15 protein-coding genes are annotated in these 20,034 nt (G+C 69.8%); 12 read left to right on the top strand and 3 right to left on the bottom strand.

The window, feature by feature from the left end:
• Positions 1-231: 231 nt before the first annotated feature.
• The gene (locus tag ACQEU8_RS26060) at positions 232-1,227 is read left to right on the top strand and encodes a TerC family protein (protein ID WP_433105161.1); all 996 of its coding nucleotides are present in this window, start codon (positions 232-234) and stop codon (positions 1,225-1,227) included.
• A 116-nt stretch (positions 1,228-1,343) separates the two neighbouring features.
• On the opposite strand, the gene ACQEU8_RS26055 is transcribed toward ACQEU8_RS26060, so the two are convergent.
• From ACQEU8_RS26055 to uvrA, 3 genes are all read right to left on the bottom strand, one after another.
• Positions 1,344-4,610: a phosphodiester glycosidase family protein gene (locus tag ACQEU8_RS26055; RefSeq protein WP_433108718.1), complete on the bottom strand. Its 3,267-nt coding sequence runs from the start codon at positions 4,608-4,610 to the stop codon at positions 1,344-1,346.
• Between the two features lie 514 nt (positions 4,611-5,124).
• Complete coding sequence (locus ACQEU8_RS26050; protein ID WP_433105159.1) at positions 5,125-5,553, bottom strand: Rieske (2Fe-2S) protein; 429 nt, start codon at positions 5,551-5,553, stop codon at positions 5,125-5,127.
• 54 nt (positions 5,554-5,607) lie between these two features.
• Complete coding sequence (gene uvrA, locus ACQEU8_RS26045) at positions 5,608-8,574, bottom strand: excinuclease ABC subunit UvrA (RefSeq protein WP_433105157.1); 2,967 nt, start codon at positions 8,572-8,574, stop codon at positions 5,608-5,610.
• Between the two features lie 197 nt (positions 8,575-8,771).
• Here uvrA and ACQEU8_RS26040 point away from each other — a divergent pair, with 197 nt between their 5' ends.
• The 11 genes from ACQEU8_RS26040 to ACQEU8_RS25990 all read left to right on the top strand — a co-directional run bounded on the left by ACQEU8_RS26040 (position 8,772) and on the right by ACQEU8_RS25990 (position 19,848).
• Positions 8,772-9,473 carry a maleylpyruvate isomerase family mycothiol-dependent enzyme gene (locus ACQEU8_RS26040; RefSeq protein ID WP_433105155.1) on the top strand — a complete coding sequence of 234 codons (702 nt, stop codon included), beginning with the start codon at positions 8,772-8,774 and terminating at the stop codon, positions 9,471-9,473.
• A 109-nt stretch (positions 9,474-9,582) separates the two neighbouring features.
• Positions 9,583-10,239, top strand: a complete 657-nt coding sequence (locus ACQEU8_RS26035; protein ID WP_433105153.1) for an MBL fold metallo-hydrolase — start codon at positions 9,583-9,585, stop codon at positions 10,237-10,239.
• 100 nt (positions 10,240-10,339) lie between these two features.
• Positions 10,340-12,409: an excinuclease ABC subunit UvrC gene (uvrC, locus tag ACQEU8_RS26030; RefSeq protein WP_433105151.1), complete on the top strand. Its 2,070-nt coding sequence runs from the start codon at positions 10,340-10,342 to the stop codon at positions 12,407-12,409.
• Between the two features lie 59 nt (positions 12,410-12,468).
• Entirely contained in the window at positions 12,469-13,410 is a 942-nt protein-coding gene (gene rapZ, locus ACQEU8_RS26025; RefSeq protein ID WP_433105149.1) for an RNase adapter RapZ, read from the top strand.
• Positions 13,411-13,415: 5 nt separating this feature from the next.
• On the top strand, positions 13,416-14,495 hold the full coding sequence (locus tag ACQEU8_RS26020; protein ID WP_433105147.1) for a gluconeogenesis factor YvcK family protein: 1,080 nt from the start codon (positions 13,416-13,418) through the stop codon (positions 14,493-14,495).
• On the top strand, positions 14,486-15,463 hold the full coding sequence (gene whiA / locus ACQEU8_RS26015) for a DNA-binding protein WhiA (RefSeq protein ID WP_016468208.1): 978 nt from the start codon (positions 14,486-14,488) through the stop codon (positions 15,461-15,463). Before ACQEU8_RS26020 ends, whiA begins: the two co-directional genes overlap by 10 nt.
• A gap of 199 nt (positions 15,464-15,662) precedes the next feature.
• Positions 15,663-16,667: a type I glyceraldehyde-3-phosphate dehydrogenase gene (gene gap / locus ACQEU8_RS26010; RefSeq protein WP_433105145.1), complete on the top strand. Its 1,005-nt coding sequence runs from the start codon at positions 15,663-15,665 to the stop codon at positions 16,665-16,667.
• 117 nt (positions 16,668-16,784) lie between these two features.
• A complete protein-coding gene (locus ACQEU8_RS26005; protein WP_433105143.1) occupies positions 16,785-17,996 on the top strand; it encodes a phosphoglycerate kinase in 1,212 nt (403 codons plus the stop codon).
• A 96-nt stretch (positions 17,997-18,092) separates the two neighbouring features.
• Positions 18,093-18,869 carry a triose-phosphate isomerase gene (gene tpiA, locus ACQEU8_RS26000; RefSeq protein WP_433105141.1) on the top strand — a complete coding sequence of 259 codons (777 nt, stop codon included), beginning with the start codon at positions 18,093-18,095 and terminating at the stop codon, positions 18,867-18,869.
• 146 nt (positions 18,870-19,015) lie between these two features.
• Positions 19,016-19,246 carry a preprotein translocase subunit SecG gene (secG, locus tag ACQEU8_RS25995; RefSeq protein ID WP_433105139.1) on the top strand — a complete coding sequence of 77 codons (231 nt, stop codon included), beginning with the start codon at positions 19,016-19,018 and terminating at the stop codon, positions 19,244-19,246.
• Between the two features lie 266 nt (positions 19,247-19,512).
• Entirely contained in the window at positions 19,513-19,848 is a 336-nt protein-coding gene (locus ACQEU8_RS25990; RefSeq protein ID WP_076971064.1) for an RNA polymerase-binding protein RbpA, read from the top strand.
• The last annotated feature ends 186 nt before the right edge of the window (positions 19,849-20,034 follow it).

The raw sequence follows: 20,034 nt of genomic DNA, 5'->3' as shown, positions 1-20,034 counted from the left end.
GCGGGGCTGAGCGGGCCTGAATCGACCCCTCCCAGGCCCAGGACTTTACCTTTTCATGGGATTACTTTACTCTCTCATCAACGGAGGGGAGTATTCCCAGCCATGCGGTGACCCCGTCAGTACGGACCGGACAGGACGGTCCCGGGGCACCGGCCCGGTCCGCTGTGGGCGGCGCGCTCGGGTGGAAGAGACCTCCGGCCCATGCTCGAATGCAAGCCGGAGGAATAGTTCATGGAAATATCCATGACCGCCTGGGCGCTGACCATCGTCGGTCTGTGCGCCCTCATCGCGGTTGACTTCTTCATCGGCGGCCGCAAGCCGCATGACGTCTCGCTCAAGGAAGCGGGCATCTGGACGACCGTCTGGATCGTCCTCGCCGTGCTCTTCGGGCTCGGCCTCTTCCTGTTCGGGGGTGGTCAGGCGTCGGGTGAGTTCTTCGCGGGCTTCATCACCGAGAAGTCCCTCAGCGTCGACAACCTCTTCGTCTTCGTCCTGATCATGGCGAAGTTCGCGGTGCCGTCCATCTATCAGCAGCGGGTGCTGATGGTGGGTGTGCTGATCGCACTGGTGCTGCGCGGCATCTTCATCGCGGCGGGTGCCGCGATCATCTCGACCTTCTCGTGGGTCTTCTTCATCTTCGGTGCCTTCCTCATCTGGACCGCCTGGAAGCTCATCCAGGAGGCCCGCTCGGGCGAGGAGGAAGAGGAGTTCGAGGAGAACCGGCTGCTCAAGGCGGTCGAGCGGCGCTTCCCCTCGACGGACAAGTACCACGGCACCAAGCTGTTCATCGTCGAGAACGGCAAGCGGCTGATGACGCCGATGCTGATCGTGATGCTCGCGATCGGCACCACCGATGTGCTGTTCGCGCTGGACTCCATCCCCGCGATCTTCGGTCTCACCCAGGACCCGTACATCGTCTTCACCGCCAACGCCTTCGCCCTGATGGGGCTCCGGCAGCTGTACTTCCTGATCGGCGGGCTGTTGCAGAAGCTGGTCCACCTGTCCTACGGGCTCTCGGTCATCCTCGGCTTCATCGGCGTCAAGCTGGTGCTGCACGCGCTGCATGAGACCGGGGTACATGTGCCGGAGATCAGCATTCCGGTCTCGCTGGGCGTCATCTGCGCCGTGCTGATCGTCACGACGATCACCTCGCTGATGGCCTCCCGGAAGCAGTCGCAGGCTGCCGCCGAGGCCGACCGCGAAGAGCGGGCGCACGCCGACTCCTGAGACCCGGCGGCCCCCGGCCGCCTGCCGAGCACCGTTCTCCCGGCCCCGCCCCACCACTCCTTCCGGTAGGGGGCGGGGCCGGGGTCTTTCCGGCAGGCTGTCCGCCGAGCAGTGAGTTATCTGCTGACGGTCACCCGCTGCTCGGCACGTTCTCCGTTGACGATCACCGAAAGAGTGACCGTGCCAGGACTGCGCCCGGTGAGGGTGCCGTCGGCCGGATCGAACGAGGCCACACAGCGGCCCCGAGGCACCGTGCCCTTCACACACAGTCCTGGCGAGCCCGGCCAGTCCGCGCTCACCGGCCAGCCGACCGGCACCCGGCGTGCGGTCGGACCGGTGCCCTGCTCCACCGTCGCCGACGCCGTGGCCTTGCCGCCCACCGTGAGCCGCTCAGGGGCGTCCAGCAGCAGCGCGTCGACATGGGCGCGGGTCTGCACCGAGAGCCAGTCACCGTCCCGCGGCGGCCGCCCCTGGTCGATGCCCACCAGCGACCAGCCGGTGAAGCCGCCCTCGTCCGGGGGAGCGGCGGGCGCCTTGGCCGAGTTCCCGTTCACCAGATACGGCACCCCGTCCACCCGGGAGGCGTCGAAGGCACCGACATGCCCCGCCACCAGCGCCGCGCCCTTGCCGGAGCGGGAGCGGAAATCGGCCAGCCACCGCTCCAGCAGATCGGCCTCCATCCGGTCTGTGAGCTGGCTGCCCCGCTGAGGCGTCGGGTCACGTGGCGGTACGTGCTGGATGACGGCGACCGAGCCGACGCGCCGGTCCCGTGCCGCGTCGTCCAACTGCCGCCGCAGCTCCTGGAACTGCGCGTAGCCACCACCGCGTACGGTCAGCGACGAGGTGTCCAGCGTGATGAACCGCGTCCCACGATGGTCGAAGGTGCGCTGCGCCGGCCCGAACTCCTTGACGAAGTTGGCGATCGAGCCGCCCATCACCTCGTGGTTGCCCGGCACGTAGTACCAGTCGACCGCGTCACCCAGCTCCTCCTCCAGTATCTTCCGGGCGAACGCCAGATCGTCCGGAGCGCCCTCGTCCACCAGATCGCCGTTGACGAGCACGAAGTCGGGCTGTGCGGCGCGGATCTCGCGCAGGCTCCGGCGCGCCTGCCGTACGGCCTCGCTGTCCGGGTTCCGCGCCACGAACTGCGCGTCCGACAGCACCGCGAACCGCCAGTCGCGGCCGGCCGTGTCGGCAGCGGTGGAGATCAGCGGGTCGTGCGGCCGCCCGGTGGCCGGAAGGTCCACATCCGGCGGCGTCCGCGCGATCAGTTCGTCCAGCACCACCTCGCCCTTGTACTGGGCGTTGGGCCGGGTCTCGGCGAGGTAGAAGCGGCGCAGCTTCAGCGGGTAGGACACCCCCTCGGGAACCTCGAAGGTGACCTGCTGCCAGCCTTTCCACTCCACGAGCGGGCCGCGCAGTATCTGGTCGGTGCCTGCCGCGTCCTTGAGGTGGAGCGAGGGCCAGGCACCTGAACCGTCACCCTTCAGCCATATGGTGAAGCTGCGCGGCTGGCCGGAAATCTCCCGTTCGGCGGGCGGGTTGGCGTAGGCGGCACGGGTGGCCGTCGACTGGGTGAAGTCGTAGCTGAGCTTGAGCCCGCCGCCCTCCTTGCCGTCCGGCTCGGCCGCCACCGCACCGCCGGCGCGGGCAGCGCTGAACGTCCACGCGGACGCGTCGTCGAAATCGGCCACCTTCTGCTCCCGCAACCCGACCGTGACGGCCAGCCGCGTCGTGTGTCCCCGCACCGTGACGGTCACCGTGCCCGAGGCGGAGTCCTGGCCGGAGCGGGTCTTGACGGTGAACGCACCGGCGGCGCCGTCCTCGTCCGGAACGACGGAGAAGAGCGAGCGGTCGTACGACAGATGCGCATCGGTCGGTTCGACGGGCGCGCTGTTGCCGTCCGCGTCGTAACCGACCAGTCGGAATGTCCCGCTCGCGGCACCGTTCGCCAGCCCCACCCGGTCCGTGGTCGGCCGGATACGGTCCAGCTCACCGAGGACCCGAAGCTTCGTCGACCCCTTCGCCGTACCGGCGCGTGCGGTGACGTCGGTGCTGCCGGCCCGGCGTGCTCGGAAGACGCCCTGCGCGTCGACCCGGCCCACATCCGGCCGCGCGGTACGCCACCCGGGGCGCGGCGCGCCGTCGGCGGGTCCGTATGTCTCGTCGTACGCGGCGGCGGTCAGCTTCCGGGTCAGGCCGGGGAACACCCGGTCGGGGTGCCCGCCCGGCATGCTGTCCGCCGTGGCGGCCTTGCCCGGGTCGATGGCCGTCTCCACCCAGTAGCCGGACAGCCGCCCCGATCCCTCGGGTGCCGTGAGCGCCAGCCCGTCGGGGACCTCCCGCTCCTCGCCGTCGGAGGGCGAGTTCTCCACCTGGAGTCGGGCGCTGCCCGGCTCGCGGGTGAGCAGGGTGGAGGAGCCGCCGCCGTCCAGGTTGAGGGCGTTGTGGGCGCCCAGGTCCTTCATCATCAGCCCGAGTTCGGTCAGCGTCACCCCGCCCGAGGCGGCCTGCCGGCCGTCCACCGTCAGTACGTGCATCGTGCCGCCGTCCTGGGAGAACCCGACCGCGGTACGCGGCGCCGCGGTGTTGTTCGGCCTGCCCTCCCAGTTCTGCGGCTTCCCGTCCTCGACCAGCACGCCCCGACCGCCGACCGCCGTACGTGGCACGGGCGAGCCGTCGTCGGTCCGCACCCGGTAGTCCCAGCTGACCGGGTCACCCGTGTCCAGCTCCGCCAGCCGCTCGGCGCCCTTGCCCCGGCCGATGAGGACGCCTGCTCCTTCGGGGATGTCACCCTTGCCGGGCTTCTCGGCGACGGAGGTGACCTTGCCGTCCTCGACGGTCACCTCCGTCACGTCCGGTTCCTGATCGACCGTCAGCGCCCGGTCCGCCGTGCCCCAGTTCGCGTCGTACAGCCCGATGCCGTCCTGCGGTACGTTCGCCGCGTCCCGGCCGTCGAGCGGCGCGGTGCCCTCCGGAAGGGTGACGGTGCCCTCGAAGTACAGGTCCAGAATCCGGCCCGCTGCCTGAGGGCCGACGCCGACTGCCTCGGAGACGCCGGGAGCGGGGGAGTGGGTGGGTTTGCCGTCGCGTACGCCGGGGCCGAGCGGGGCGCCCGTCTCGTTGATGTCGAAGAAGTCGGCGTTGAACGCCGCGACGGTGCGGCGCCCCTTGCCGGGGTCGTGCGCCTTGGCCAGCTCACTGACCGTACGGCGCTCGGTGACCTTGCCGGAGGAGAGGTAGTCGGCCGTGGCGCCGGCGGGGCTGTTGCCGAGCTTGAAGGTGAGGGCGTCGGCACGCAGCCACTTGTCGGACTCGAGCCGGTCGAAGGAGGTGAGTTCGGCGCCGGGGGCGATGGGGCGGGTGGTGCGGGAGAGCTCCATGCCGTCGCCGTCGGCGATGGCTTTCGGCTCCGGCTCGCTGACGGCCGGGGCTGTTGCCGTCGGCCGGGTGGTGGGTTCGTCGGCCGCCGCCAGGACCGTGCCGGCCGGCAGCAGGCCGGTCAGCAGCGCGGAGACGGCAGCTGCCGGCAGCAGCGATCTGGTGAGTCTTGCGCGAGCGTGGACCTGTCTCACAACGTCCCCCACAAAGACCAGTGTTCTCGGCACTTTTTGCGCACAGTGCCGCACAGGGTCCCAAGGGGGACCGGTCTACACCAGAGGGGCGGAGCGAAGTCGGGGGAAACGCTGCGTATCTTCCTCCGGTTGGCCGCAGGTCATGGTGTCCGGCGGCTCTTGGTCGGCCCTCTGCGTTGTTCCGGTCAGAGGGTGCCCCTGCCGGACGCTCGCGGGCTGCCGGTGGGTTGTGGCTTTGGGGGTACCTCCCGGCCGGAGGCTGGGGGAGCAGTTCCCCGCGCCCCTGACGGGGCGCGGGGAACTGCGCTGTGCTCGGAATGCCTTAGCCCGCGATGAGCTTGCCCTTCTGTACCTTCACCGGTACCGAAGGCAGCGCCTTGGTGGCGGGGCCCTTTGCCACTTCGCCGGTGTCCGCCTGGAAACGGCTCCCGTGCCGCGGGCACACCGCGACCTCGCCCTCGACCTGGTCGAGCAGGGCCCCCTGGTGGGTGCACACGGCGCTGAACGCCTTGAAGTCACCCTTCTTCGGCTGCGCGACCAGCATCTTCTTATCGGCGTACAGCTTCGCCCCGCCCACCGGTACGGCTTCCGCGTCGCCCAGCTCGACAGGCTTGTCGGTGGTCGGTGCCGACGAACCCTCGTCCGACGCACCACCTCCGCCGCACGCGGCGGCGGTCAGTCCCAGCGCGGCCAGTGCGGCGCGGCACAGCACGGTGCGGCGCGTGGCCGTCGATTCCTCGCTCGTCGTCACGCGCCGCACTCTACGTCCGTAACACTGCCCGGTGCACCCACTCGGCGCACCCGATCAGCGCTTGCGGGCTGCCGACTTCCTGGCGGCGGTACCTCGCGGCGCAGCGGCGCTCTTGGCAGCCGTCCGCTTGGCGGGAGCCTTCTTCGCGGCGGGCTTCACGGGGGCCGCCGCGTCGCTGACGCGGTCGCCCAGCACGTCGCGCAGGAACTTCCCGGTGTGGCTGGCGGGCACCGCCGCCACCTGCTCCGGAGTGCCCTCGGCGACCACCAGGCCGCCGCCGTTGCCGCCCTCGGGCCCGAGGTCCACGACCCAGTCGGCCGTCTTGATGACATCGAGGTTGTGCTCGATGACCATCACCGAGTTGCCCTTGTCGACCAGGCCCTCCAGAACACCGATCAGCTTTCTGATGTCCTCGAAGTGGAGGCCGGTCGTGGGCTCGTCCAGCACATAGACCGTGCGCCCCGTCGACCGCTTCTGAAGCTCGCTGGCGAGCTTCACCCGCTGCGCCTCACCACCCGAAAGAGTCGGCGCGGACTGCCCGAGCCGCACATATCCCAGCCCGACGTCGTTGAGCGTCCGCAGATGGCGGGCGATGCCGGGCACCGCCTCGAAGAAGTCCAGGGCCTGCTCGATCGGCATGTCCAGGACCTCGGCGATGTTCTTGCCCTTGTAGTGCACCTCCAGGGTCTCCCGGTTGTAGCGCGCACCGTGGCAGACCTCGCAGGGGACGTACACGTCCGGCAGGAAGTTCATCTCGATCTTGATCGTGCCGTCGCCCGCGCAGTTCTCGCAGCGGCCGCCCTTGACGTTGAAGGAGAAGCGGCCCTGCTGATAGCCGCGGACCTTCGCCTCCGTCGTCTCGGCGAACAGCTTGCGCACATGGTCGAAGACACCGGTGTACGTGGCCGGGTTGGAGCGCGGCGTACGGCCGATGGGCGACTGGTCGACGTGCACCACCTTGTCGACCAGGTCGTCACCCTCGACGCGGGTGTGTCTGCCGGGCACCGTCTTGGCGCCCTGCAACTCGCGGGCCAGGTGCGTATAGAGGATGTCGTTGACCAGCGTCGACTTGCCGGATCCGGAGACACCCGTGACGGCCGTCAGAACGCCCAGTGGGAAGGAGACGTCGATGTCGCGGAGGTTGTTCTCCCGCGCGCCGCGTACGGTCAACTGCCGCGACGGGTCGACGGGGCGGCGCATCTGCGGGATGGGGATCTCGCGCTTGCCGGACAGATAGTCGCCGGTGATGGAGTCCTCGTTGGCCAGCAGCTCCTTCAACGGACCGCTGTGCACGACCTTGCCGCCGTGCTCGCCCGCGCCGGGGCCGATGTCCACCACCCAGTCGGACGCCTTGATGGTGTCCTCGTCGTGCTCGACGACGATGAGCGTGTTGCCGAGGTCGCGCAGTCGCACCAGGGTCTCGATCAGCCGGTGGTTGTCGCGCTGGTGCAGGCCGATGGACGGCTCGTCCAGTACGTACAACACGCCGACCAGCCCGGAGCCGATCTGGGTGGCCAGCCGGATGCGCTGGGCCTCGCCGCCGGAGAGGGTGCCGGCGGCACGGTTGAGCGTCAGATAGTCCAGGCCCACGTCGACCAGGAAGCGCAGCCGTTCGTTGACCTCCTTGAGCACCCGCTGGGCGATCTGCTTGTCGCGCCCGCTCAGCGTCAGATCGCGGAGGAACTCGGCGCACTCGGTGATCGACATCGCGGAGACCTCCGCGATGGACTTGTCCTGCACCGTCACCGACAGAATGAGCGGCTTGAGGCGGGTGCCCTCGCAGGCCGGGCAGTTCACCTCGCGCATATAGCCCTCGAAGCGCTCCCGGCTGCTGTCGGTCTCCGCCTCCGAGTGCCGCCGCTTGACGAACGGGACGACACCCTCGAACGCGGTGGTGTACGCGCGCTCGCGGCCGTACCGGTTGCGGTAGCGGACCTCGACCTGGGTCTTGTGGCCGTACAGCAGTGCCTTCTTGGCGCGCGCGGGCAGCCCCGCCCACGGGATGTCCGTACGGAAGCCGAGCGCGTCGGCCAGTGCGCCGATGAGCCGGCCGAAGTACTCCTTGGTGTGCCCGTGCGACCAGGGGTGCAGCGCGCCCTCGTCCAGCGACTTGTCCTCGTCGGGGACGATCAGCTCCGGGTCGACCTCCATCTGGGTACCGATGCCGGTGCACACCTGGCAGGCGCCGAAGGGCGAGTTGAAGGAGAAGGAGCGCGGCTCCAGCTCCTCGAACGAGAGGTCGTCGTAGGGGCAGTACAGATGCTCGGAGTACATCCGCTCACGCTGCGGGTCGTCCGGCTCCAGGTCGACGAAGTCGAGGATGACCATGCCACCGGAGAGGCCGAGCGCGGTCTCCACCGAGTCGGTGAGCCGCCGCTTGGCGCTGCTCTTGACGGTCAGGCGGTCGACGACCACCTCGATCGTGTGCTTCTCCTGCTTCTTCAGCTGCGGCGGCTCGGACAGCTGGACGGTCTGCCCGTCGACCCGGGCGCGGCTGTAGCCCTTGGTCTGGAGCTCGTTGAAGAGGTCCACGAACTCGCCCTTGCGCTGGCGCACCAGCGGCGAGAGCACCTGGAAGCGGCTGCCCTCCTCCAGGCCGAGCACCTTGTCCACGATGGCCTGCGGCGACTGGCGGGTGATCGGAAGGCCGCAGGACGGGCAGTGCGGCTTGCCGATGCGGGCGTAGAGCAGCCGCAGATAGTCGTAGACCTCGGTGATGGTGCCGACCGTCGAGCGCGGGTTGCGCGAGGTCGACTTCTGGTCGATGGAGACCGCGGGGGAGAGGCCCTCGATGAAGTCGACATCGGGCTTGTCCATCTGCCCGAGGAACTGCCGGGCGTAGGCGGACAGCGACTCCACGTAGCGCCGCTGGCCCTCGGCGAAGATCGTGTCGAAGGCGAGCGAGGACTTCCCGGAGCCCGAGAGCCCGGTGAAGACGATGAGCGAGTCGCGAGGGAGGTCTATCGAGACGTTCCGGAGATTGTGCTCGCGAGCGCCACGGACGAGAAGACGGTCGGCCACGCCTGTTGGCACCTTTCGTGTGAGAAGCGGGAGCCCGCGGCGGAGCGGGAATCCCCGACCAAGAGTAGGACGGCGCCGTCCGGAGTGTCGTTCGCTTCCGGTTCGGGAGCCGGGCTCGACCCTATAGCACGTTCATTCGAATTGCGGCGGGCCTTGCCATCTTCCCCACGAACGAGGGACGCCAGTAGCTTTGGATCATGACCACGCCTGCGCACGACGCCGAACTCGTACGGACCGCGACCGGTCACCTGCTCAGCAACACCGTCAAGCTGGAGGCCCATGAGGTGGCCGAGCCCTCCCAGCTGCCGGGCTGGACCCGCGCCCATGTGCTCACCCACCTCGCGCGCAACGCCGACGCCCTCGTCAACGTACTGGCGGGCAGGCCGATGTACGCCAGTGCCGAGGCCCGCGACGCCGACATCGAGCGCGGCGCCCACCGCTCCCTCGACGAGCTCGTCGACGACGTCCGCGCCAGTTCGTCCCGCCTGGAGAGCGCCTTCGCGGCGCTAGGGGACGAGGACTGGGGGCGCACCGTCACACTCCGCAACGGTGTGACCGATCTCGCCTCCGCCGTCCCGTTCCGCCGCTGGATCGAGGTCGAGCTGCACCACGTGGACCTCGGCATCGGATACACGCTGGAGGATCTGCCCGGCACGTTCGTGGACCGGGAGCTGGCCAACATGGCCCGCCGCTTCTCCGAGCACCCCGACATCCCCGCCGCCATCGAGCTGCGCGCCGAGGACGGCAGGACCTGGCGCACCGGCGCGGCCGAAGCCGGCGCGGAGGGCCCTCTCGTCGTGGTCGGCAGCCCCGTCGCCCTGGTCGGCTGGCTCACCGGCCGCACAAACGGCAGTGGCCTGTCCGCGCGGGGCCCCCTCCCTGCGCTGCCCGCGCTGTAGGTGTCCTACCTCTGCGCTTGGGCAGTCTGCGCCAGGGGCGCAGGGTGGGCAAGCGCAGCCCCCCGTGCCGGGCACGCGAAATGGCGAGGGCACCCAATAGGCTGGCGGCATGCCATACAGCGGAACGGTACAGGTCGGCGGCCCCGCGGATGTGCACGAGCTGCGGCACTTGATGATCTCCAAGGTCGCCGTAGGCCCCATGGACAACAACGCGTATCTGCTGCGCTGCCGGGCCACCGGCGAGCAGCTGCTGATCGACGCCGCGAACGACGCGCAGACCCTGCTCGGCCTCATCGGAGACGACGGCATCGCCGCTGTCGTCACCACCCACCGGCACGGCGACCACTGGCAGGCGCTCGCCGATGTGGTGAGCGCCACCGGCGCACGCACCTACGCCGGGCGGTACGACGCCGAGGGCATCCCCGTCCCCACCGATGTGCTGCTGGACGACGAGGACACGCTGCGCGTCGGCGAGGTGCAGCTGACGGCCCGCCATCTGACCGGGCACACCCCCGGCTCGATTGCCCTGGTCTACGACGATCCGAGCGGCCACCCCCATCTGTTCACCGGTGACTGCCTCTTCCCGGGCGGAGTGGGCAACACCTTCGGCAGCGCGGAGAACTTCGCCCGTCTCATCGATGACGTCGAGACCAAGCTTTTCGGTCAACTCCCCGACGAGACCTGGGTCTACCCGGGCCACGGCGCGGACACCACCCTGGGTGCCGAGCGCCCGCACCTGGCGGAGTGGCGCGAACGCGGCTGGTAGTCGGCGGAGGGGTACCGGGAGGCGTGACCCGGAGGCCACACGCCCTCCCGCGTCGGCCGTACGCTGATCGCTGTCGGTGTGCGCCAGTAGGGTGGGTCACATGGCAGACCCCTCCACCTACCGTCCCAAACCGGGAGAGATCCCCGACTCGCCCGGGGTCTACCGCTTCCGCGACGAACACCGCAGGGTGATCTACGTCGGCAAGGCGAAGAGCCTCCGCCAGCGGCTCAACAACTACTTCCAGGACCTCGCGGGGCTGCACCCGCGCACCCGCACGATGGTCACCACGGCCGCCTCCGTCGAGTGGACCGTCGTGAGCACCGAGGTCGAGGCGCTCCAGCTCGAGTACACCTGGATCCAGGAGTTCGCCCCCCGGTTCAACGTCAAATACCGCGACGACAAGAGCTACCCGTCCCTCGCGGTGACGATGAACGAGGAGTTCCCCCGCGTCCAGGTGATGCGCGGCCCCAAGAAGAAGGGCGTGCGCTACTTCGGCCCGTACGGCCAGGCGTGGGCCATCCGCGAGACGGTCGATCTGCTGCTGCGGGTCTTCCCCGTACGCACCTGCTCAGCGGGGGTCTTCAAGCGCTCGGCGCAGATCGGCCGGCCCTGCCTGCTCGGCTACATCGGCAAGTGCTCGGCCCCCTGCGTCGGCCGGGTCACCCCCGAGGAGCACCGCGAACTGGCCGAGGAGTTCTGCGACTTCATGGCCGGGCACACCGGCTCGTATCTGCGCCGCCTGGAGCGCGAGATGCAGGAGGCGGCCGAGGAGCTGGAGTACGAACGCGCCGCCCGGCTGCGGGACGACATCGACGCGCTGAAGCGGGCGATGGAGAAGAACGCGGTGGTGCTCACCGACGCCACCGACGCCGACCTGATCGCGGTGGCCGAGGACGAGCTGGAGGCGGCCGTCCAGATCTTCCATGTACGCGGCGGCCGGGTGCGCGGCCAGCGCGGCTGGGTCACCGACAAGGTCGAGGAGGTCGGCACCGCCGAGCTGGTCGAGCACGCCCTCCAGCAGCTCTACGGCGCCGAGCAGGGCGACGCCTCCGCCGGCGGCGGCAGCGGCGGCGTGCCCAAGGAGGTGCTGGTCCCGGCGCTGCCCGAACCGGTGGAGCCGATAACGCAGTGGCTGACCGAGCGCAGGGGCGCCCAGGTGAGCCTGCGCATCCCGCAACGCGGCGACAAGCGCGCCCTGATGGAGACGGTCAACCGCAACGCCGAGCACGCCCTGGTACTGCACAAGACCAAGCGGGCCTCCGATCTGACCACCCGCTCCCGCGCCCTGGAGGAGATCGCCGAGGCGCTCGACCTGGACTCGGCGCCGCTGCGGATCGAGTGCTTCGACATCTCGCACCTCCAGGGCGACGATGTTGTGGCCTCCATGGTCGTCTTCGAGGACGGTCTGGCCCGCAAGAGCGAGTACCGCCGCTTCCAGATCAAGTCCGTCGCGGGGCAGGACGACGTCCGGTCCATGCACGAGGTCATCAGCCGCCGCTTCCGCCGTTACCTGGTGGAGAAGCAGAAGACCGGGGAGTGGCCGGAGGAGGAGCTGGGCGGCGAGCTGGAGTCAGGCCCTGAAGGCGGGACCCCCCAGCCGCGCCCCGCCACCGGGCCCGCGCCCGAGCAGCCCGCGCAGGGCGCCACCCGGGACGAGGAGGGCCGCCCCAAGAAGTTCGCGTACCCCCCGCAGCTGGTGGTCGTCGACGGCGGACAGCCGCAGGTGGCGGCCGCGCAGGCCGCGCTGGACGAGCTCGGCATCGACGATGTGGCGGTCTGCGGCCTGGCCAAGCGGCTGGAGGAGGTGTGGCTGCCCGGCGAGAGCGACCCGGTGGTGCTGCCGCGCAGCAGTGAGGGCCTCTATCTGCTGCAGCGCGTCCGCGACGAGGCCCACCGCTTCGCCATCCGCTATCAGCGGGGCAAGCGCGGCAAGCGGCTGCGCGGCAGCCCGCTGGATGCGGTGCCGGGACTGGGGGAGACTCGGAAGAAAGCTCTGCTCAAGCACTTCGGCTCGGTCAAGAAGCTGCGTGCGGCCTCCGTCGAGGAGATCTCCCAGGTCCCGGGCGTGGGCAGGAAGACCGCCGAGACGGTCGCCGCGGCGCTCTCCCAGGCGGCACCCCCGGGCCCAGCGGTGAACACGGCGACCGGTGAGATCGTTGAAGAAGAGTGAAGAAGAACGAAGAAGAGTGAACCGGTGGCACGAAGATCGACATGTCGGGGGATGACAGCATGAGCGCGGAACGTGAGCAGCGCGGAGACGGAGCCAAGGTGAGTACGCCCCAACCGGCGCAGCCGGAGGAGGCGGGCGCGACGATCCCGGAGTTGGTGCTGATCTCCGGGATGTCGGGCGCCGGCCGCAGCACCGCCGCCAAGTGTCTGGAGGACCTGGGCTGGTTCGTGGTCGACAACCTCCCGCCCGAGCTGATCCCGACGATGGTCGAGCTCGGCGCCAGGTCGCAGGGCAATGTGGCCAGGATCGCCGTCGTGGTCGACGTACGCGGCCGTAACTTTTTCGACAACCTCAAGGGCTCCCTCGCCGACCTCACGGCCTTCAACGTCGCCCGGCGGATCGTCTTCCTGGAGGCGTCCGACGAGGCACTGGTGCGCCGCTTCGAATCCGTACGCCGCCCCCACCCGCTCCAGGGCGACGGGCGCATCGTGGACGGCATCGCCGCCGAGCGCGATCTGCTGCGCGAGCTGCGCGGCGACGCCGACCTGGTGATCGACACCTCCAGCCTCAACGTGCACGAGCTGCGCGCCAAGCTGGACGCCCAGTTCGCCGGCGACGAAGAGCCCGAACTGCGCGCCACCGTCATGTCGTTCGGTTACAAGTACGGACTGCCCGTGGACGCCGATCTGGTGGTCGACTGCCGCTTCCTGCCCAACCCGCACTGGGTCCCCGAGCTGCGCCCCTACACGGGCACCAGCGAGGAGGTCTCCAATTACGTCTTCAACCAGCCCGGTGCCAAGGAGTTCCTGGACCGCTACACGGAGTTGCTCCAGCTGATCGCCGCCGGCTACCGCAGGGAGGGCAAGCGGTACGTCACCGTCGCCGTCGGCTGCACGGGCGGCAAGCACCGCAGCGTCGCGATGTCCGAGAAGCTGGCCCGCAGGCTCTCCGACGGGGGCGTGGAGACGGTGGTCGTGCACCGTGACATGGGGCGTGAGTGACGCCCATGGCACCAAGCAGTCTGCGGCATCTGGTCGGGCGGCGCGCCACCCTGCGCGGCCTCACCTCCAAGCAGCCCAAGGTGGTGGCGCTCGGCGGCGGTATGGGCCTGTCGGCGTCGCTGACGGCGCTGCGCCGCATCACCGGAGACCTCACAGCGGTGGTCACCGTCGCCGACGACGGCGGCTCCAGCGGCCGGCTCCGCGACGAACTGGGCGTGCTGCCCCCCGGCGACCTGCGCAAGGCGCTCGCTGCGCTGTGCGGGGACGACGAATGGGGCCGCACCTGGGCCCAGGTCATCCAGCACCGCTTCGAAAGCAGAGGCGAACTGCACGAACACGCGGTCGGCAATCTGCTGATCGTCGCCCTGTGGGAACAGCTGGGCGACCACGTCCAGGCGCTCGACCTGGTCGGCAAGCTGCTGGGGGCGCACGGCCGGGTGCTGCCCATGTCCGCCGTACCGCTGGAGCTGCGCGCCAGCGTGCGCGGCCACGACCCCGAGCGCCCCGACGAGCTGTCCACCGTCCGTGGCCAGGCCACCGTCGCCCTCACCCGCGGTGAGGTGCAGGAAGTACATCTGGTCCCGCACGATCCACCGGCCGTGCCCGAGGCCGTACGCGCCGTGCTGGACGCCGACTGGGTGGTGCTCGGCCCCGGCTCCTGGTTCTCCTCCGTCATCCCGCATCTGCTGGTGCCGGAGCTGCTGGAGGCGCTGACCGAGACCAAGGCCCGAAAGGTCCTTTCTCTCAACCTTGCTCCGCAGCCGGGAGAAACGGACGGTTTTTCCCCGCAGCGTCATTTGGAGGTTTTGGCCCGACACGCACCTAAACTCGCCTTCGACGTGGTGCTGGCCGACCAGGATGCCGTGCCCGACCAGGACTCCCTGAGCGAGGCCGCCGACCAGCTCGGCGGGAAGGTCGAGCTGGCGCCCGTAGCGGCAGCTGGGAGCACCTCCCCGGGCACACCGCCCGGCCGAAGGCCGGAGGAGGACTCCGGGGGAGGAGTCGCCCGGCACGACCCGGAGCTGCTGGCCGCCGCGTACGACCGTATTTTTCGGATGCATGGAAGGATCGGCCCATGGCGATGACGCCTGCGGTGAAGGACGAGATCTCCCGGCTCCCCGTCACCCGGACCTGCTGCCGGAAGTCAGAGGTCTCGTCGATCCTGCGCTTCGCGGGTGGGCTGCACCTGGTGAGCGGGCGGATCGTGATCGAGGCGGAGCTGGACACGGGCATTGCGGCGCGCCGGCTCCGCAAGGACATCCTGGAGATCTTCGGGCACTCCTCCGACCTGGTGGTGATGGCCCCCAGCGGACTGCGCCGCAACAGCCGGTACGTCGTACGGGTGGTCGCGGGCGGCGACCAGCTGGCCCGGCAGACCGGCCTCGTCGACGGCCGCGGCCGCCCCATCAGGGGGCTGCCCCCGCAGGTGGTCTCGGGGGCCACCTGTGACGCGGAGGCCGCCTGGCGCGGCGCGTTCCTGGCGCACGGTTCGCTGACCGAGCCGGGGCGCAGCTCCTCGCTGGAGGTCACCTGCCCGGGCCCGGAGGCGGCGCTGGCTCTCGTCGGCGCGGCGCGCAGACTCCAGATCGCCGCCAAGGCCCGCGAGGTGCGCGGAGTGGACCGGGTCGTCGTCCGGGACGGTGACGCCATCGGCGCGCTGTTGACCCGCCTCGGCGCCCATGAGTCGGTGCTGGCGTGGGAGGAGCGGCGGATGCGCCGCGAGGTGCGGGCCACCGCCAACCGGCTCGCCAACTTCGACGACGCCAATCTGCGCCGCTCGGCCCGCGCCGCCGTCGCCGCCGGCGCCCGGGTGCAGCGCGCGCTGGAGATCCTCGGCGACGAGGTGCCGGAGCACCTGGCAGCGGCCGGGCGGCTGCGGATGGAACACAAGCAGGCCTCGCTGGAGGAACTGGGCGCACTCGCCGATCCGCCGCTGACCAAGGACGCGGTGGCGGGCCGGATCCGGCGGCTGCTGGCCATGGCCGACAAGCGCGCACAGGACCTCGGCATCCCCGGAACCGAGTCCAATCTGACCGAGGAAATGGTCGGTTGACCGAGGGAGAATGGTCGGCTGATCCGACTGCGGAGACGGTCGGTTGAGCCGCCCCGCGCTCGACTGAGCCGCCCGGTTCCGCCCGCCCGGTCGATGTGAGCCCCGCCCCGATGGAGAGGTAGGGTCGGACTCGGTCGGGGACATCCCAAACAGCCCTCGCCGGTGTCCGTACCGGCGTACCTAGCGAGGAGATCGGTTCGTGACGATCCGCGTAGGCATCAACGGCTTTGGCCGTATCGGTCGTAACTACTTCCGCGCGCTGCTGAACCAGGGTGCGGACATCGAGATCGTCGGTGTCAACGACCTGACCGACAACGCCACCCTGGTGCACCTGCTCAAGTACGACACCGTGCTGGGCCGCCTCCAGCAGGAGGTCGGCCACACCGAGGACACCATCACGGTCGGCAAGCAGACGTTCAAGACGATGGCGGAGAAGGACCCGGCGAAGCTCCCCTGGGGCGAGCTGGGCGCCGACATCGTCATCGAGTCCACCGGCATCTTCACCAAGCGCGAGGACGCGGCCAAGCACCTCGCCGCCGGTGCCAAGAAGGTCCTCATCTCGGCTCCGGCCAAGGAAGAGGACATCACGGTGGTGATGGGCGTCAACGAGGACAAGTACGACGCCGCCAACCACCACGTGCTCTCCAACGCCTCCTGCACCACCAACTGTGTGGCGCCGATGGCGAAGATCATGGACGAGAACTTCGGCATCGAGCGCGGTCTGATGACCACGGTGCACGCCTACACCAACGACCAGCGCATCCTGGACTTCCCGCACAAGGACCTGCGCCGCGCCCGGGCCGCCGCCGAGAACATCATCCCGACCACCACCGGTGCCGCGAAGGCCACCGCGCTGGTCCTCCCGCAGCTCAAGGGCCGGCTGGACGGCATCGCCATGCGCGTCCCGGTCCCCACCGGGTCCGTCACCGACCTGGTGCTGGAGCTCAAGCGCGAGACCACCAAGGACGAGGTCAACGCCGCCTTCAAGAAGGCCGCCGAGGGCCAGCTCCAGGGCATCGTCGAGTACACCGAGGACCAGATCGTCTCCTCGGACATCGTCAACCAGCCGCCGTCCTGCACCTTCGACGCCTCCCTCACCATGGTCGACGGCAACCAGGCCAAGATCATTGGTTGGTACGACAACGAGTGGGGCTACTCCAACCGGCTGGTCGACCTCACCACCTACGTCGGCTCTCAGCTCTGAACCCGGGCGGACCGAGGTGAACGACAGGGCTCGTGCGCCGCGCACGAGCCCTGTCCCGTGCCGCGTTTGCTGCGTAATCCCCGGGTCGCTGCCCCGGGACCGAACCAGGAGCCATCCATGAAGACGATCGACGAACTCGTCGGTGAGGGCGTGTCCGGCAAGCGGGTCTTCGTCCGTGCCGACCTCAACGTCCCGCTCGACGGGGACACCATCACCGACGACGGCCGGATCCGGGCCGCCGTCCCCACGATCCAGAAGCTCGCCGAGAGTGGCGCGCGTGTGGTCGTGGCCTCCCATCTGGGCCGCCCCAAGGGCGCCCCGGAGCCGCAGTTCTCGCTCGCGCCCGTCGCGCAGCGGCTCGGCGAACTCCTCGGCAGCCAGGTCGCGTTCGCGACCGACACCGTGGGGGACAGCGCGAAGGCCACCGTCGGCGGAACCGCCGACGGCGGGGTCACGCTGCTGGAGAACCTCCGCTTCAACGCCGGCGAGACGAGCAAGGACGACGCCGAGCGGGGCGCCTTCGCCGACGAGCTGGCCGCGCTCGCCGACGCGTATGTGAGCGACGGCTTCGGCGCCGTGCACCGCAAGCACGCCTCCGTGTACGACCTCCCGGCGCGACTGCCGCACGCCGCGGGGTATCTGATCGCCACCGAGGTCGGCGTGCTCAAGAAGCTCACCGAGGACGTCAAGCGGCCGTACGCCGTGGTCCTGGGCGGCGCCAAGGTCTCCGACAAGCTCGGCGTCATCGACCACCTGCTGGGCAAGGCCGACCGGCTGCTGATCGGCGGCGGCATGGCCTACACCTTCCTCAAGGCCAAGGGCTACGAGGTTGGCAAGTCGCTGCTCCAGGAGGACCAGCTGCCCGCGGTCAAGGGCTATCTGGAGCGCGCCGAGGAGCTGGGCGTGGAGTTCGTGCTGCCGGTGGACGTACTGGCGGCCGCGGAGTTCCCCGATCTGAAGACCAAGGCACCGGCGAACCCGACGGTCGTGGCCGCGGACGCCATCCCCGCGGAGCTGGAGGGCCTGGACATCGGCCCGGAGAGCCGTAAGCTCTACGCCGCGAAGCTCGCCGACGCGGCCACCGTCTTCTGGAACGGTCCGATGGGCGTCTTCGAGCACCCGGACTTCGCCGAGGGCACCAAGGCCGTCGCGCAGGGGCTGCTCGACTCCCCGGCCTTCACGGTCGTCGGCGGCGGCGACAGCGCTGCCGCGGTCCGTCAGCTGGGCTTCGACGAGAACGCGTTCGGACACATCTCGACCGGCGGTGGCGCCAGCCTCGAATACCTCGAGGGCAAGACGCTTCCCGGCCTGGCCGCACTGGAGGATTGACGCCGTGAGCGTCGCACGCGCGGCTGCCGGGCCGCAGACAACTACGAAACTCGCACTGCGCCGCGCGGGCGGAGAAGCGAACAAGGAAGGAGGGGTATGGCAACCCGTATCCCGCTGATGGCGGGCAACTGGAAGATGAACCTCAACCACCTCGAGGCCATCGCCCACGTCCAGAAGCTCGCCTTCGCGCTGACGGACAAGGACTACGAAGCCGTGGAGGTCGCGGTCCTGCCGCCCTTCACCGACCTGCGCTCCGTCCAGACGCTGGTCGACGGCGACAAGCTGCGGATCAAGTACGGAGCGCAGGACCTCTCGGCGCACGAGTCGGGCGCCTACACCGGCGAGATCTCCGCCCCGATGCTGGCCAAGCTCAACTGCACCTTCGTCGCCATCGGCCACTCCGAGCGCCGCCAGTACCACGGCGAGGACGAGCCGATCGTCAACGCCAAGGTGAAGGCCGCGGTCAAGCACGGGCTGACCCCGATCCTGTGCGTCGGTGAGGAGCTGGCGGTCCGCGAGGCGGGCAACCACGTGAGCCACACCCTCGCCCAGGTCGACGGCGGCCTCGATGGTGTCCCCGCCGAGGCCGTGGCCGAGCTGGTCATCGCCTACGAGCCGGTCTGGGCCATCGGCACCGGCAAGGTCTGCGGCGAGGAGGAGGCCCAGGAGGTCTGCGGCGCGATCCGCGGCCGGCTGGCCGAGCTGTACGACGAGGACACCGCGCAGCAGGTCCGCATCCAGTACGGCGGCTCCGTCAAGGCGGGCAACGTCGCCAAGATCATGGCGCAGCCGGACATCGACGGCGCGCTGGTCGGCGGCGCCTCGCTGGACGCGGAGGAGTTCGTCAAGATCGTCCGCTTCCGGGACCAGTGAGCCGGCAGCGGGTGATCAGCAGCGTGTGACGCCGGGCCGCAGCCCGTCGTAGTCTTGCGGGGGCCGGGCCTGAGCTCCGGCCCCCGTAAGCGTTCGTAACGTTAAGTGTCCAGCCACGATCCGAGAGAGTTGGTCCAGCCGTGGTCATGGGGTTCTCAATCGCCCTCATCGTCTTCAGTGCCCTGCTGTTGCTGCTGGTGCTGATGCACAAGGGCAAGGGCGGCGGCCTCTCCGACATGTTCGGCGGCGGTATGCAGTCCTCCGTCGGTGGCTCGTCGGTCGCCGAGCGCAACCTCGACCGGATCACGGTCGTCGTCGGTCTGGTGTGGTTCGCCATCATCGTCGTGCTCGGCCTGCTGATGAAGTTCAACAACTGAGCGTCACGTCGTACGGATCAGGACCGGGCGGCGTACCGGTCCGATCTGCCGTCTATCCGCCGCCGGGGCACGGCGTTCGCCAGTTGCCGCCTGCACAACGGCTGACAGGGTGTTGCACCCCCTGCCTATCATGAGGGTCCGCGTCCGGTACCGACGCAGTAACTCCGGTCACCGGGCGCGCGTTGGGCCCTACGTACACTAGGGCGCTCGCAGCGGAGCGCGCAGTGCCGACGCTCCGTGGCACCGTGAGGCAGGGAGTTACGACCGTGGCAAGTGGCAACGCGATCCGGGGCAGCCGGGTCGGAGCGGGGCCGATGGGGGAGGCCGAGCGAGGCGAGTCCGCGCCCCGCCTCCGCATCTCCTTCTGGTGCTCCAACGGGCATGAGACCCAGCCGAGCTTCGCCAGCGACGCGCAGATCCCGGACACATGGGACTGTCCGCGCTGTGGCTTCCCAGCCGGGAAGGACCGGGACAACCCACCGGACCCCCCGCGCACCGAGCCGTACAAGACCCACCTCGCCTATGTGCGGGAACGGCGCAGCGACGCGGACGGCGAAGCCATCCTCGCCGAAGCGCTCGCCAAGCTCAGGGGCGAGATCTAGGGCTTTCCGCACGGAGTTCGCGCGCCCCGTGGTGGGGCGCAGCGGAGTGCGGGACCGCGCCCCGTCAGGGGCGCGGGAAACCTGCATCCTGCGGACGGCAGACAGGCGTAGCCCCATCCCGGAAACGCGCCCCATGCGCTGAAGCGCGCTCGTCGTTCATCGTCTAGGTTTGGAGACGGCGGGGTT

This window comes from Streptomyces sp. CA-250714 (genome assembly GCF_050936705.1).
GTDB lineage: Bacteria > Actinomycetota > Actinomycetes > Streptomycetales > Streptomycetaceae > Streptomyces.
The sequence above is the reverse complement of the archived record's forward strand: the minus strand, read 5'-3'. Positions and strand labels throughout refer to the sequence as shown.